A 14,080-nucleotide genomic window follows, 5' to 3' on the forward strand; every position below is an offset into this window, starting at 1 on the left:
CTCCCCGATGCCGCCTTCCTATGCTCGCGAGTCCCTCACTCGCGGGCTAGCGGCTGACCCAACGGTCTCTGCTGACGCCCTGCTCAGGACCCGTCATGCCTCGCCCGCCCATCACGGAACTAGGTGGCAACCCGTTCAAGCCTTTCGCCCGGGAGCGGATCGAAAGCTCGATCAATCTTCCCAAACTGTATGCCGCAATCGACCGCGACCCTGCCATCGTTGGGGCGGGGGTGGTTTATGTCGATACTCATTACAACGCGATTACCTTGCGGGCGTTCCAGCCTGTTTGCAGTGTGCTGCCGAAGAGGCTGGTGCTGCAGGAACTGCCCAGGCCGGTTACGGCGCAACAGTATCTTGAGCAGCAGGTGAAGGATCCGCGGCAAGCGAGATTGTTTTCAGATGTCATGAATACTGGATTAGCGTGCGCGGGGGCGATAGGTGGGCTGATATTGATGTGGTCGGGCGGGACTATAGCCGCATTCACAGGTGGTGTCGGACTTGTGATAAGTGCTGCTGGTCATGCAGCCTTGGGAGCCTCCGCCATTCAATGTTATTTGGGTGGAGCGCGTGTTTATCTGGAGCTCACGCAACCAGAAGCAAATGACGAGCTGGACCACAGAACTTGGTTTAAAATTCTCTCACCTCTTTTGGAAACAATCTCTCTCCTTGGCATCGCCGGCGCCTCCCTTAATACAATAAAGTATCTCCAGATGCTTAAGCGAAGCACAGGTTTGGGATGGTTCGGGTCGAGCAGAAAGCTGACTCGTCAGCAGCGCAGCAAGCTGATGACAGAAATACTTTCCATCCGGCACCCATCGCTGACAGCCAAGCAGCTTAAGCTCAAGCAGCGCCTCGACATATTTCCCAAACGGCTTACACCTGCACAAGTCAGAAACACAACAAAAGCACTGATTGTTGAGTCCATTCTCAGCGGCATCGGCATTGCCAGCAGTGAAAGAATCCAAGATCTTGCAGTAATTTTGCTTGAGGAGTTAGCAGAATGATGTTCCTCACATTTCCTTGGAGAAAATTTTTCAAACGCTTTTTCCCAATCAAGGCACTAGGCATGCTTCTAACCATGGTGACTGTTCCAATAGCATGCGGACTGATTACCGATATCTACTTGCATAAGCCCCCCAACTACCTTGAGTACATTGTCGCCATGCTTGGACTGTGTGGCGTTGTGCAGGGCAGTGCTCAGTACTCCGTTATTCGCGGTAAAACAGGAGCGACATGGTGGATCGTGGGGATGCTAGCCATGTGTCTTATTGCCAGCGGTAGAGGATATTTCGAACCTGGCATGAAGTTGATATCGCTGACTGGCATGCTCTGCGCCGCCTCAGCCCTCGCCTGCTACAACAGCCGCCGCTACCGCCAAATGTGCAAAAGACTTCAAGTGATCCGGCGAATGCGCGAGCGATGGATCGCGTATGAAAAGTCTCGTCGATAGTTCAAGCCTAATCGGCGTGGAAGCAACTGTCTTATCCAAAATCCAAAGGCCAGCTCAATTCCTGTGGGGGCGGCCTCGCGCCGTACGTTGCTGCGACTCGTCCCGCGATCAGACGCGAAGCTCGCGCAGGAGCTCTCCCATAGTCATATCGGAACAGTCCGACATACTCCCCGATGCCGCCTTTCTATGCTCGCGAGTCCCTCACTCGCGGGCTAGCGGCTGACCCAACGGTCTCTGCTGACGCCCTGCTCAGGACCCGTCATGCCTCGCCCGCCCATCACGGAACTAGGTGGCAACCCGTTCAAGCCTTTCGCCCGGGAGCGGATCGAAAGCTCGATCAATCTTCCCAAACTGTATGCCGCAATCGACCGCGACCCTGCCATCGTTGGGGCGGGGGTGGTTTATGTCGATACTCATTACAACGCGATTACCCTGCGGGCGTTTCAGCCTGTTTGCAGTGTGCTGCCGAAGAGGCTGGTGCTGCAGGAACTGCCCAGGCCGGTTACGGCGCAACAGTATCTTGAGCAACAAGTGAAGGATCCGCGACAGGCTCGGTTGATTTCGGATGTTTGGAATACGGGGTTGGCGTGTACGGGGGCGATCATTGGGGTGGTATTGATGGTGTCAGGCGGCACGGTGAGTGTTTTCACTGGCGGCGCAGGCATTGTGATCAGCGTCACTAACGCTGCTGCAGTAGTCGCATCGGCAAGCCAATGTTTCTCTGGCCTCCTCCAGATTGGTCTAGAGCCAGAGCAGTCCGGAGAAAATGAATCAAGTGAACCCCAAACCTGGTTCCAGATTATCTCTCCATTGCTAGATGTAATATCCCTGTTAGGAATCGCCAGCGCCTCTCTCAGCACCATCAAGTATCTTCAGATACACAAACGCGCAACCGGCCGGGGATGGTTCTCATCTAGCAGTGGCCTGAGCCGCCAACAAAGACAAAAGCTGATGACTGAGATTCTCTCAATCAGGCATCCATCCCTCACTCAAAAGCAACTGAAGCTCAGACGGCGACTCGGCCTGCTTCCTAAACGCTTTACACCAGCACAACTCCGTAAAATGACCACTGCGCTTATTGCTGAGTCCCTCAATAGCAGCATAAGCGTTGGTGGCAACGGAATTATCCAAAACCTCGCAATAACATTGATTGAGGACGTCAGCGAATGATGTTTTTCAGCCTCTCCTGGAGTAAATTTTACAAACGCTTTGTTCCCATAAAAATTCTTGGAATGCTGTTTACACTAATGGCCATTCCGATGTTCGGCGTAGTGGTTATCGAAACCTACTTCCCCACACATTCCAATCGACTCGAATATGCCGATTCCATAATGATGTTGTGCGCTGTAGTTCTGGTAAGCGCTCAATACGCGGTAATCCGTGGTAGACGAGGAGCCACAGAGTGGATAGTGGCGATGCTGATTATTGCTCTGTTAGCTTGCGCAAGAGGCTACTTCCAACCCGGAGTGAAGTGGGCCTCGCTGCTGGGAATGCTCTCTGCCGCAGCGGCCCTCGCCTGCTACAACAGCCGCCGCTACCGCCAAATGTGCAAAAGGCTTCAAGTAATACGGCGAATGCGCGAAAGATGGATCGCCTATGAAAAGTCCAGTCGGTGGGTCAAATCCAACCCGTGTAGGAGCGGCCTCGTGCCGCGAAAGGGCCGCACAGCGGCCCCGGCAATTCCAAAGCAGAAAAAAGACTCTCGGGGGTAATCACGATGCAGCCCAGCGACATCCTGAATTGGCAGCGCCAAGGTCGTAGAAGCAATGTCTGGACAATCCTGTTTGTGGCGACTCTGCTGGCAGCACAAGTTTGGGCCGTCTACCAACGCGCCCTTCATCGGGCCGAATCACAAGCTCTCGGAGCAACCAAAGCCAAGGCTGCACAGGTGACACCGGTAGCACCACCGCGAACTCCACCCAGAATCGAAGTCACCGCACCACAGGGCATCAGACCCGAAACGATAAAAGCCATAGAGCAGGCAATCCGCCGCTGATCGTAAGAGATAGCCAATGCTTCAGCCCTGCTCGGTAGTACGACTCAGCAATGATTGGTGAGTCCATCAACAGCGAAGTCGGCATCATAGGAAACGGGATGATCGAAAATCTTGCAGTCACGTTGATCGAGAACGTCGGTGAATGATGTTCCTTACCTTTTGTTTGGGCGCCTTCCTCAAACGATTTTTCCCGATCCTTGCGCTGGCAATGTTGCTGGCAATTATCGCCATCGCCACAGGAGCAGGCGCCATAGCAGATGTCTACTTTCGCAAGCATCCAGACTACCTTGAGTACTCCTTTACTCTGCTGATGTTGGGTACGACGGTGCTAGGGTGCGCTCAGTACTCGGTAATCCGTGGCAGAGGAAAATTCACATGGTGGATTGTAGGGGTATTGGTGATATGCCTTGCAGCCAACTGCATAAGCTACTTCAAGCCTGGATTAGCGTTGTTTTCGTTGGTGGGCATGCTCTGCGCCGCCTCGTCCCTCGCCTGCTACAACAGCCGTCGCTACCGCCAAATGTGCAAAAGGCTTCAAGTGATCCGGCGAATGCGCGAGCAATGGATCGCCTATGAAAAGCTCCGTCGGTAATTCAAACCCAATCCGTGTAGGAGCGGCCTCGTGCCGCGAAAGGGCCGCAAAGTGGCCCCCGCCATCGAAAGCCATGTACGAGCAGATCATGCCCACCCCACTCAACGCCGACTCAACGCCAGACGCGCGGCAAACAGTACGAAGACCATACCCGTAATTCGATCCATCCAGCTGATGACCTTGCCCTTGCGCAAGACACCGGCAAAGGAATGCGTGGCGCCGATCAGCATGCAGGCCCAGATCAGGCCGAGTACGACGTGAATGCTCACGAGCCCGAAGGTCCATGCGATCAGCGGCTGGCCTTGGGGGATGAACTGCGGCAGGAAGGACACGTAGAAGATGCCGACCTTGGGATTGAGCAGGTTGCCCAACATGCCCTTCAGGAACCAGTTGGCAGGCGCTCGCGCCTCGGCCTCGAGGGGCGCCAGCGACTGCCTCGGGCGCAGCAGCATGTTCACGCCCAGCCATGCCAGGTAGGCCGCGCCGCAGTATTTGAGGATGTTGTAAGCCAGTTCGGAGACTGCGATCAATGCGCCAAGGCCGAACGCCACCGCAGCCCCCCAGAGCAGGCAGCCGGCGTTGATGCCCAGCGCCGCGCGCAGCCCTTGCCTGCGCCCCTCGACGGCGCTGGTTCTGAGAATCATGGCGGTGTCGAGACCAGGGGTGACCGTCAGCAGGGTAGCCGCGAGGGTGAAGGCAATCAGATTATCGGCGATGGACATGCGGGCTCTGCCTGGCGGGAAGTTGCCCTAGATTAGCTTGGGCGAAGGCATTTTCGTTGTGGATAAGTGCCTCGATTTTCAGTTTTTCCCCATTCCCTGTAGTCCGTTTCCCAAACATACTCTCGGCCGCCTAAAGCCGTTGCGGTGCCATGGGTCGCGTTCTAGTCTCGCCCGGTCGTTGCTCATCAACGACCGGCTTTGACAGGCCGCATGCTCAAGTCCAGACGGCTGACCTCAATGGCAGCTGTACGTGGGGCACATTCGTGTGCGCCGGGTTCTTGAGCCTCCGGTCTGTCAACCCACGTACGGTTGCCTCCATTCGTTTGACAGCGATGGACCGCAACTCCTGAAAACGGCTCAAGGAGTTACCATGTTGAAGATCGTCCCCGATCCCCCTTCCTCCAGCGAAAGCCCCCACGTCCTCGAAGACATCGTCCTTCAACTCATCGAACACCTCGCCTGCGCCCTCGCCATCACCCATCACAGCACCACCCTCACCCTCGGCACCCCTGCTCAGCCCCTGACCATCGCAACCGCCCACGAAGTCGACGCCGCACGCACGCTGGCGGAAATGACCCTGAGCAGGATCCAGGTACGTCACTGAAGGAGCATCGAACATGAGCGATACCACTGCAGGCGTCACCGGGTTCGGCTACGGCGATGGCGACAAGCCGCTGTTCCGGGTCGAGCCCGGGCATGATTCGAAACTGGCAATGGAACAGGCATCGGCGATGATGGCCTGCGCCAAGCGCATGACCTTGCTCGCCTCCACCGATGGCGAGGCCGACCTGGGCTGGGCCGCGCACTTGCTGTGCGACATGGTCAAGGCGGTGATGGATGACGTGGAGATAGGGCGCGGGCGGGAAAGCCGCTAGGTCAGAACAGCATTGTCCATCGGTTGGGGCTGCACACAGCCCCGGCCTGTTGAATCGAATCGGCTACACAGGCTGTGATTCAGTCGCTTGGGCGAACCGCTGGCTTCGCACCAGCAGTACCAAACTCCACACCTTGACTACTACCGAGAGGTGTACCGCGACACCTGTCAGACCGACAAACAATGCCAACTCACCATGCTCACGTGACAAGGCAACAATGCTTTGCAGATCATCCCAAAATGGAATCCGACCACGGCGAATACTGGCGACTGCGTAGAGCACGATGATGAGCGCATCCATCGCGCCCCAGCCTAATTGGGTGAATCGCTGAAGACGATCGTTCATCAGGGCCAAAAGCTCCTCCTTTTTCACACGCCCACCACCACCAAGACTCAGCCCAGAATCCTCTGTGCACTGGTCGCAGTGCGCGCCAGCTCCAACACCTTGCCTTGCAGAAAGCCCGCGTAGTACTCATTCAACTCATCGGCCCAACCAGCAACCAGATCAAGGATACCTTCCGCCTCGTCCTGGGCGAGCCCGAAGTGCTGTCGTTGGCTCAGCAGATTCGCGCGTGAAACCCGCGCGCCATCCAACCCGACGCTCATGGACAGATAACTCGCAGGCCCCTCATCCAGAATCGGCAGCACGTCGTACATGGGCGAAAGCCGCCATCCATCGTTGACGAAAATGATGGCGTGGTTGCGGGGATGGTCATCCGCGTTGCCGACCAGGGCGTTATAGGCCATACGCATGTACAGCTCGCGTCGGTCCTGGTCCGGTACGTCACGACGATGCATTTCATTGGCCAGACGGGCGTACGAACGGGCCTGGAGATCCAGCAGCGTCCAATCCGTCTTCAGCAAGGTCAGGCCACTGAGCATCGGGACTCGCCGAAAAACGCCGTCCACGTGCCGGCGATCAAAGCGCTCTACCAGCAAGGTCGGCCCTTTTCCATCCAGGTACAACGAGGTGTTGGCAACGCGCATGCCTTTCATGGCGGCGAAGGTCATGCAGGCGTGCTCTACCGGCGCCAGCTCATATTGGTCATAGCGATCATGCGGCTTGGCCAGAATGAGTTTTCCGTCACCCTGGAACGTGCGCTTTGGACGGGCGCCTCCAGCAGATGAACGCTGGTCTCGCACGCCCAGGGTTCTGGCGGTCTCCTCATCGATGTCCTGGTCGTAGACGACATCACAGGCTTCGATGAACTTGTCCAACCCCGACAGCCGAGGCAGGGGCTTTTGGCCGACACCGACAGGTGGAGTTCTGTCGCGACCGGTCATCAGGTTTCCCACACGATCACTGTTGGGCGAACCGATCAGCAGGTCATAACGTGTTATCGGGTCACGCTGGAGGCGCTGGAGCAGCCTTTCTCCCCAACCATCGGGCAGGGCGTCGTCGATAAAGCCCGGAACCCCGTGGTTGCTGGCGACGGTGAAGACTTGATCCGACAAAGGGTAGTGGAAGGGGTCGGGCACCCATACCTTCGACTCCAGCGCGGCGGGAGAATAGACGAACTCGCCAGGGCGGTTGCCATTCAAGGTCAGGCGCCCAAGCGTCAGAACCTCGGCGGTCTGGGGGTGCTCCATGTAGATGTAGGCACTGGGCATCAGAAGTCCTCCGGCTTGGCGCGGCGTCTGCGCGCTCGGCGGCCATTGGTCTCGTCCTTCAACTCAACGAAGGAGACTGAAGCGTCCTCCAGAGGACGGAAAACCTTGTCTGTGAGACCAAGGTTCCACAACACGAGCATCAACGATCTGACGCTGACGGAGGGATCTCCCCGTTCGATTCGGCGCAGCATCTTCTCGGTAACGCCGAGTCTACTGACGACATCCAATTGCCGGACGCCCTGCTCCAGGCGCGCCGTTTTGACTAGAAGCCCTATGCGCTGGAGGCTTGCCTCACAATCCACCGGGAAAAAACTTTCCATAAACAGCCCATTCTGTCCGACTATTCAAATTAAACGGACGAAAAAGTCCGCTTAATTAATAAGATAGGTAAGCATAAGCATAGCTTAATAGACTGCTTATCGAAAACAATCGGACCAGATACGTCCGCTTATCCTCATGGCACAGAGGTAGCAATTCGATTACGCCCCGCACTCTTGGCCTGATACAGCGCCATATCCGCCTCATGCAGCCAGGCCTCGGCACTCTGCAGGTGGGCGCCATAAGGAGCGATGCCGATGCTCAGGCTCAGCCCCTGCTCCGGCAACTCCGGATGCCGGTAGCACGCCACTGCTTCGCGCAAGCGCTCAAGCACTTCCTCGGCCTGGCCCACGGTAGCCCCCGACAGCATCACGCAGAACTCGTCGCCGCCATAACGCGCTACCGGATCGCTCTTGCGCAGGTGAGATGGCAGGAAGGCGCTGAGGGTGCGCAGGATATCATCGCCCATCAGGTGGCCGTGACGATCGTTGATCTGCTTGAAGTGGTCGATGTCGATCAGCGCCAGCACGTTGGCCTGGGCGTCGCGACGGCAGCGCTCGAACTCGCGCAACAGCAGGTCTTTCCAGGCGCCGTGGTTGATCAGGCCGGTGAGGCTGTCGGTCTGGCTCAGGCGCGCCAGGGTGCGTTTGTGCTGGGCCAGCTGGACCGTGACCTGGTAGCAGATCAGGCCGATGGCCATGGGGTAGATCAGCAGGATCGGCAGGCAGGCAAGCATCTGCGCCTGGCTGGTGGGCGGGAACAACGGCGGACCGTATAGCCAGATGCCCAGGCCGATGCCCAGCGCCTGGGCGAGGAAGGTCTTGCCCAGCATGTGCCAGCCGCCTGCAGCGATCTTGTCCATCGCGATCATCGACAGGATGATCACGCTGGGCAGCGGATTGAGCCCCATGACACCCGCCCAGCAACCACCGGCAAAGCCGTCGAACACCAGGTTGCGCTGCTCGGCACGGAAGGGCTGTTTCGAAAGCCGGGCCAATTGATAAGCGAGGTGCGGCCAGACGAAGCCATGCAGCGCGAGCAAGTCCCAAGTCCACCAGGCAGGCTGCAGCGGCCAGATGCCGATCAGCACACAGAAGAATCCAAGCCCGGTGCCAATGGCGCGGGGTGGGTACATGCGTTTGGCGAAGGAAAGACCCTTACCCGTTCGCTCGATCATCGAGGGCTCACCGAAAAATGGACTGTCCTTGGATGCACCGGACAGGCAGCCAGGTGGAAAATGCCCTGGGGTTCGGCGTTCGAGCATTGTGCCACTATCGAAAACAGGACTTCAAACGCGCTGGACGAAATACACTAACCGGCGGGTTAATTCTGTCTCACCACCCTGCCCGGGCTCTGCAGCATCAAGAACAGGGCCATAGCCCAGCTCATTGGGTCGCCTGAAGTGGAACGTGACGGCGTGATGCTGGGCTTCGCCAATGTCCACAGAGTCGAACAGAGTGACGGGCACCACAACGTATCGCTATCACCGGATGGCTGCGTGTGGCTGAGCAAGCAGATCAATCCCTAGAGCACGAATCACCTTGAAGACAGTATCAAAACGCGGTTTGGCTCCAGGACTAAGCGCTTTGTAAAGGCTTTCACGCCCCAGACCGCTGTCACTAGCGACCTGAGACATACCCTTTGCCCTGGCAACATGACCAAGCGCTCGAAGCACCTCATCTGTATCGCCATCGCTGAGCACCTGGCTCAGGTACTCGCTGATCGCTTCGTCACTATCCAGCAACACCGCCATATCGAATGGAATCAGGTCATCGCTCATTTCAGCTCCTTTGCCATTTTTCCAGCCAGCAGGATGTCAGCAGTCTGTGAAGATTTGTCACCTCCGGCGAGCAACACGATCAAGCACTCATGTCTTCGGGTGAAATAAACCCGATAACCTGCACCGACGTCGATTCTGAGTTCATGCAGCCCGCATCCCAACGATTTCATATCCCCGAAGTTTCCTGCCGTCATACGCTCGATACGACGACCCACCGCGAGCTTGGCTCGGTTATCCCGAAGGTTGATCAACCAATGAGAAAAAAGCTTCGTCTGCTGGATTTTGTGAATCACACATAGCTCCAACTGTATCCATACGAATACATAACATCAACAGGATGAGCTCGCTATTTTTCCTCTACGCCGCCGTGGTAGGCAGGTAAAGGTTTCCACCGGACATGTCGTCCTCTTCCGAAATCGCAATCAACGCACAACTCTTGCAACATCCCCTCAACGAACCTTGCCCCGCCCCCGACGTCGGATCCTTCACCCGCTCCACGAAGAGATCCCTGCGTGAAAAACTACCTCGTGCGCAAATACCGCCTGGTGCTCAAGACGTTCAACTACATCGGTTGGTCGCTGTTGTGGCTGCTGATCTGGGATATCCTGGTCACCATCGACTTCATGCTGTTCTTCAACAGCAAGTTCAGCCTGCCGCTGATCCCGCTGACGCTGCTGGGTTCGGCGCTGGTGGTGCTGGTGAGCTTTCGCAACAGCAGCGCCTACAACCGCTGGTGGGAGGCGCGCACGCTATGGGGGGCGATGGTCAACAGCTCACGCAGCTTCGCGCGCCAGGTGCTGACGCTGGTGGACGACCCGGATGAAGGGCTCAATCCGGTCAAGGCGACCTTGCTGCGCCGGCATGTGGCCTACGTGAACTGCCTGGCGGCGCACCTGAAGGGCGAGCCGTGCCCGCCGGAACTGATGGCGTTCATCCCGCATCACGAGTTCGAGCGGCGCAATGGTTCGAACAACTTCGCCAACGACATCCTGGCCGGCTCGGCCGCCCTGCTGGCCCGGGAGTACAAGGCCGGGCGGCTGGACAGCATCCGCCTGGCGCGGCTGGAATCGACGCTGGTGGACCTGTCCAACGCCCAGGGCGGCATGGAGCGGATCGCCAATACCCCGCTGCCCTACCCCTACGTGTATTTTCCGCGGCTGTTCATCACGCTGTTCTGCGTGATCGTGCCGATCGGCCTGGTGGAGTCTCTGGAGTGGTTCACGCCGCTGGCCTCGACGGTGGTGGGCTTCATGCTGCTGGCGATCGAGCGGATCGGCACCGACCTGCAGAGCCCGTTTCGGCGCAGCGAGCACCAGATTCCGATGGACACGATCTGCGAGACCATCGAGCGCAACCTGGAGTCGATGCAGCGCGAGGCGCAGTGCGGGGAATGGGTGGATTGAACCCGGCTGCTGTTGATACTGTGCGGGCGCTTACGCCCGCACATAGCGCTGGCGCAGTACATCGCTGAACGCGTCCACCAGCAGCACCAGCACCAGCATGCCGATGATCACGGTGCTGGCCTGGGCCTCCTGGAACAGGCTGAGGGTGGTATAGAGCATCTGCCCCAATCCGCCCGCGCCGACAAAACCCAGCACGCTGGCCATGCGGATGTTGTTCTCCCAGCGATACAGGCTGTAGGCAAGCAGCTGCGGCCACAGGTTGGGCAAGGTGCCGAAGCAGAAGGCCGCGACCTGGCTACCGCCCTGCAGGCGAATCGCCGCCGCCGGTTCTGCGGGGGCATTCTCCAGCGCCTCGGCGAACAGCCGTCCCAGCACGCCGGCCGTGTGCAGCGCCAGGGCCAGGGTCCCGGCGTTGGGGCCGAGCCCGGCGGCCAGCACGGTCAGCGCAGCCCACACCAGCTCCGGGATCGCCCTCAGGGCATTGAGCAACAGGCGTGCCGCGCCCTGCAGCGGCCAACCGAAACGCCCGGCGGCCGGCAGCGCCAGCAACAGCCCGATCAGCATCGCCAGCAGGGTGCCCAGCCCCGACATGGCCAGGGTTTCCAACGCGCCACGGCCCACGGCACGCAGGTGCTCGGCTGAAAGATCGGGGCTGAGGAAACGCGAGGCATACTCGCCCATCTGCGCCAGCCCGCCATTGCCGATGACCGCTGCCAGGTCGAGCTCCAGATAGGCGAACGAGCCCACCACCGCTGCAAGTATCGCCACGATCACCAGCAGATTGATCGCGCGGTTCATGCCAGCCTCCCGCGCAGCACGCGGCTCAGTCCATCGGCCAGGGACACCAGCAGCAGGAAGGCCAGCAACATGCTCGCCACCTCGGCACCGGCGAACATGCGCATCGACAGGTCGATCTGCTGGCCCAGCCCGCCGGCACCGACAAACCCCATCACCACCGAGGCCCGCACCGCACATTCCCAGCGGTAGACGGTGTACGACACCACCTCCGCCGCGGCAATCGGCAGGATGCCGTAGCAGAATGCCCCCAGGCGGCTGCTACCGGCCTGCATCAGGGCGTGGGCCGGGCGCTGGTCGACCGACTCGAAGATTTCCGCGTAGACCTTGCCAAGCATGCCGCTGTAGGTGATGGCGATGGCCAGCACGCCCGCCGTCGGCCCCAAGCCCACGGCACGCACGAACAGCAGCGCCCAGACGATCTCCGGCACGCTGCGCAGGAACACCAGCAGCCCGCGCACCGGCATGCGCGCCAGCCGTGACCAGGGCCCTGGCCGACCACCACGCGACGCCGCACGCAGCGACAACGCCCGGCTGCCCAACAGGCTGGCCGGGATCGCCAGCAGCAAGGCCAGGGTCATTCCGGCAGTGGCCACGGCAAGCGTCTGCAAGGTGGCCTCGAACAGCAACGCAAGAAAGTCCCGGTCATGGGCAGGTGGCCAGAAGGCGCCGACGAAGCTGGCCATCTGTTGACGGTTCTCGGCCTGCAGCAACACGCCGGGATCGAGCTCGCTCAAATGCAGCCCCGGCCACAGCAGCGCCAGGCACAGCAGGGTCACGAGCAGCCGCGGCAGCGCCGCCGGGTCGCGGGAATCGGTCTTCAGCATCGTGGGATCTGCACCGTCAGCGTCGGCCCGACGGCCACCGGCGAGGCCAGTTGCTCGTTGGCGTAAAGCGCATCGAGCAGGGCGTCGCTGACCGCCGCTGCGGGGCAGTCGAATGCCACCTGCCCCTCGCGGATACCGATCACCCGGGGAAAATGCGCCAGCGCCAGCTCCACCGCATGCAGGCTGGCGACCAGGGTTACCCCCTGGGCCTGGGCGTGACGGTTGAGCAGGCCCAGGCTGTGATCGGCCAGCACCGGGTCCATCGCCGAGACCGGCTCGTCGGCCAGCAGCACTTCGGGTTGCTGGTACAGCGCGCGGGCGATACCCACCCGCTGCAACTGACCACCGGACAACTGCCCGCACTGCACGAACAGCTTGTCGGCCAGCCCTAGCTGTGCCAGCACCTGCCGCGCCCCTGGGACATCGCTGGGGTGCAGCAGGTTGAGCAGTGCGCGCAAGGTGCCCCACTGGCCAAGGCGCCCGGCCAGCACGGCGGTGACCACCCGTTGGCGCGGTGGCAGCGGCGGCGCCTGGTGCACCAGTGCCACCCGCGCCCGCAAGCGCTGGCGTGCACCAGCCGACAGAGCCCAGGGCTGTTCGCCGAGCAACTGCACACGCCCGGCACTGGGCTGCACGGCGGTGGCCATCAGGTGCAACAGGCTGGATTTACCCGCGCCCGAGGGGCCGATCACCGCCACCCGCTCCCCCTTGTCGATGCGCAGGCTCACGCCATCGAGGGCGCGAACCTGGCCATGCCGAAGCTGCGCCTCCTGCAGTTGGATAGTCACTTGAGCAGGCCGGCCTCACGGGCAGCCTGTTCGGTGCCGGCGTAGTTCTCGGGTTTGGTCTCGATGAAGCGGCTGGCGGCCTGCAGGTCGAGGATCGCCTTGTGCTCGGGCTTGGCCGGGTCCAGGGCGAGGAAGGCCTGCCTGATCTTGTCTTTCAGGGCCGGGTCCATGTTGCCGCGCACGGTCCAGTTGTAGTCGTAGTAGGTCGGGGTGGTGGCGAAGACCCGGACCTTGGCGGTATCGACCTTGCCGGCATCGACCAGCTTCTGCCAGACGCTGGCGTTGAGCACGCCGGCATCGACCTTGCCAGCCTGGACCCAGGCCACGGTGGCGTCGTGGGCGCCGGAATAGGCGACCCGGCTGAAGTAGCTCTCAGGCTTGATGTTGTCCTGCTTGAGCATGAAGTAGCGCGGCATCAGGCTGCCGGAGGTCGAGGAAATCGAGCCGAAGGCGAAGGTCTTGCCCTTGAGGTCGGCCAGGCTCTTGACGTCCGGGTTGGCGGTGATGAACTTGCTGGTGAACTGCGCATCCTGCTCACGCTGTACCAGCGGCGTGGCGGTCGGGTCCTTCAGGTGCACCTGGACGAAGGTGAAGCCGCCCAGCCAGGCCAGGTCCAGGCGGTTGCTGGCCAGCGACTCGACCACCGCCGGGTAGTCGGCGACGGGCACGAACTGCACCTTCATGCCCAGTTGCTGCTCGAGGTACTCACCCAATGGCTTGAACTTGCGCAGCAGTTCGGTCGGCGCCTCGTCGGGGATGGCGCTGACCCGCAGGGTGTCGGCAGCCTGGGCGATGACGGCGCAGCAGGACAGCACGAGGCCGGCGGCGAGCGCCAGGGGACGTTTGAGCATGGGGTTCTCCGGTTCAATAGCGGGGAAAGGGCCGGCGACACACCGACTGGTGGAATTATAAGAGCCAGGGGCG

The 14,080-nt window shown here is 60.2% G+C and carries 19 protein-coding genes; 8 read left to right on the forward strand and 11 right to left on the reverse strand.

Features of this window, described 5'->3' with window-relative positions:
• Positions 1-95 precede the first annotated feature (95 nt).
• The 5 genes from AC1TXO_RS22275 (at position 96) to AC1TXO_RS22295 (ending at position 4,038) form a co-directional block, all read left to right on the forward strand.
• Positions 96-1,004, forward strand: coding sequence for an NAD synthetase (locus AC1TXO_RS22275; protein WP_486403735.1), 909 nt, complete (start codon positions 96-98; stop codon positions 1,002-1,004).
• Positions 1,001-1,450, forward strand: coding sequence for a hypothetical protein (locus AC1TXO_RS22280; protein WP_486403736.1), 450 nt, complete (start codon positions 1,001-1,003; stop codon positions 1,448-1,450). The genes AC1TXO_RS22275 and AC1TXO_RS22280 overlap by 4 nt, the downstream gene beginning before the upstream one ends.
• A 261-nt stretch (positions 1,451-1,711) precedes the next feature.
• A complete protein-coding gene (locus AC1TXO_RS22285) occupies positions 1,712-2,620 on the forward strand; it encodes an NAD synthetase (protein WP_486403737.1) in 909 nt (302 codons plus the stop codon).
• Positions 2,617-3,162, forward strand: coding sequence for a hypothetical protein (locus AC1TXO_RS22290; protein ID WP_486403738.1), 546 nt, complete (start codon positions 2,617-2,619; stop codon positions 3,160-3,162). The genes AC1TXO_RS22285 and AC1TXO_RS22290 overlap by 4 nt, the downstream gene beginning before the upstream one ends.
• 426 nt (positions 3,163-3,588) lie before the next feature.
• Entirely contained in the window at positions 3,589-4,038 is a 450-nt protein-coding gene (locus tag AC1TXO_RS22295; protein ID WP_486403739.1) for a hypothetical protein, read from the forward strand.
• Between the two features lie 101 nt (positions 4,039-4,139).
• On the opposite strand, the gene AC1TXO_RS22300 is transcribed toward AC1TXO_RS22295, so the two are convergent.
• On the reverse strand, positions 4,140-4,760 hold the full coding sequence (locus AC1TXO_RS22300; protein WP_486403740.1) for a LysE family translocator: 621 nt from the start codon (positions 4,758-4,760) through the stop codon (positions 4,140-4,142).
• Positions 4,761-5,130: 370 nt separating this feature from the next.
• On the opposite strand from AC1TXO_RS22300, the gene AC1TXO_RS22305 reads away from it, so the two are divergent.
• Together AC1TXO_RS22305 and AC1TXO_RS22310 are read left to right on the forward strand one after the other, a co-directional pair.
• Complete coding sequence (locus AC1TXO_RS22305) at positions 5,131-5,364, forward strand: hypothetical protein (RefSeq protein ID WP_486403741.1); 234 nt, start codon at positions 5,131-5,133, stop codon at positions 5,362-5,364.
• Positions 5,365-5,377: 13 nt separating this feature from the next.
• Positions 5,378-5,635, forward strand: coding sequence for a DUF3077 domain-containing protein (locus AC1TXO_RS22310; RefSeq protein WP_054892538.1), 258 nt, complete (start codon positions 5,378-5,380; stop codon positions 5,633-5,635).
• Positions 5,636-5,698: 63 nt separating this feature from the next.
• Here the strand turns inward: AC1TXO_RS22310 and AC1TXO_RS22315 are convergent, their stop codons facing one another.
• The 6 genes from AC1TXO_RS22315 to AC1TXO_RS22340 form a co-directional block, all read right to left on the reverse strand.
• Complete coding sequence (locus AC1TXO_RS22315; RefSeq protein WP_486403742.1) at positions 5,699-5,980, reverse strand: hypothetical protein; 282 nt, start codon at positions 5,978-5,980, stop codon at positions 5,699-5,701.
• A 47-nt stretch (positions 5,981-6,027) separates the two neighbouring features.
• Positions 6,028-7,245 carry a type II toxin-antitoxin system HipA family toxin gene (locus AC1TXO_RS22320; protein ID WP_486403743.1) on the reverse strand — a complete coding sequence of 406 codons (1,218 nt, stop codon included), beginning with the start codon at positions 7,243-7,245 and terminating at the stop codon, positions 6,028-6,030.
• Positions 7,245-7,565: a helix-turn-helix domain-containing protein gene (locus AC1TXO_RS22325; protein ID WP_486403744.1), complete on the reverse strand. Its 321-nt coding sequence runs from the start codon at positions 7,563-7,565 to the stop codon at positions 7,245-7,247. The genes AC1TXO_RS22320 and AC1TXO_RS22325 overlap by 1 nt, the downstream gene beginning before the upstream one ends.
• Before the next feature lie 134 nt (positions 7,566-7,699).
• Positions 7,700-8,740, reverse strand: a complete 1,041-nt coding sequence (locus tag AC1TXO_RS22330) for a diguanylate cyclase (protein WP_486403745.1) — start codon at positions 8,738-8,740, stop codon at positions 7,700-7,702.
• A gap of 306 nt (positions 8,741-9,046) precedes the next feature.
• Positions 9,047-9,343 carry an addiction module antidote protein gene (locus AC1TXO_RS22335; protein WP_125931445.1) on the reverse strand — a complete coding sequence of 99 codons (297 nt, stop codon included), beginning with the start codon at positions 9,341-9,343 and terminating at the stop codon, positions 9,047-9,049.
• Positions 9,340-9,636, reverse strand: coding sequence for a type II toxin-antitoxin system RelE/ParE family toxin (locus tag AC1TXO_RS22340; RefSeq protein ID WP_486403746.1), 297 nt, complete (start codon positions 9,634-9,636; stop codon positions 9,340-9,342). The genes AC1TXO_RS22335 and AC1TXO_RS22340 overlap by 4 nt, the downstream gene beginning before the upstream one ends.
• 219 nt (positions 9,637-9,855) lie before the next feature.
• Between AC1TXO_RS22340 and AC1TXO_RS22345 the strand changes: the two genes are divergently transcribed.
• A complete protein-coding gene (locus AC1TXO_RS22345; protein WP_486403747.1) occupies positions 9,856-10,746 on the forward strand; it encodes a bestrophin family protein in 891 nt (296 codons plus the stop codon).
• Between the two features lie 30 nt (positions 10,747-10,776).
• Here the strand turns inward: AC1TXO_RS22345 and phnE are convergent, their stop codons facing one another.
• The 4 genes from phnE to AC1TXO_RS22365 are packed head-to-tail and all read right to left on the reverse strand — an operon-like array spanning position 10,777 to position 14,007.
• Positions 10,777-11,544: a phosphonate ABC transporter, permease protein PhnE gene (phnE, locus tag AC1TXO_RS22350; RefSeq protein WP_486403748.1), complete on the reverse strand. Its 768-nt coding sequence runs from the start codon at positions 11,542-11,544 to the stop codon at positions 10,777-10,779.
• Complete coding sequence (locus AC1TXO_RS22355; protein ID WP_486403749.1) at positions 11,541-12,368, reverse strand: PhnE/PtxC family ABC transporter permease; 828 nt, start codon at positions 12,366-12,368, stop codon at positions 11,541-11,543. Before AC1TXO_RS22355 ends, phnE begins: the two co-directional genes overlap by 4 nt.
• Positions 12,362-13,156 (reverse strand): phosphonate ABC transporter ATP-binding protein, encoded by a 795-nt coding sequence (locus tag AC1TXO_RS22360; protein ID WP_486403750.1) that lies wholly within the window; start codon positions 13,154-13,156, stop codon positions 12,362-12,364. Before AC1TXO_RS22360 ends, AC1TXO_RS22355 begins: the two co-directional genes overlap by 7 nt.
• Entirely contained in the window at positions 13,153-14,007 is an 855-nt protein-coding gene (locus tag AC1TXO_RS22365) for a putative selenate ABC transporter substrate-binding protein (RefSeq protein WP_486403751.1), read from the reverse strand. The genes AC1TXO_RS22360 and AC1TXO_RS22365 overlap by 4 nt, the downstream gene beginning before the upstream one ends.
• Positions 14,008-14,080 lie beyond the last annotated feature (73 nt).

The organism is Pseudomonas sp. FA117, assembly GCF_057370475.1.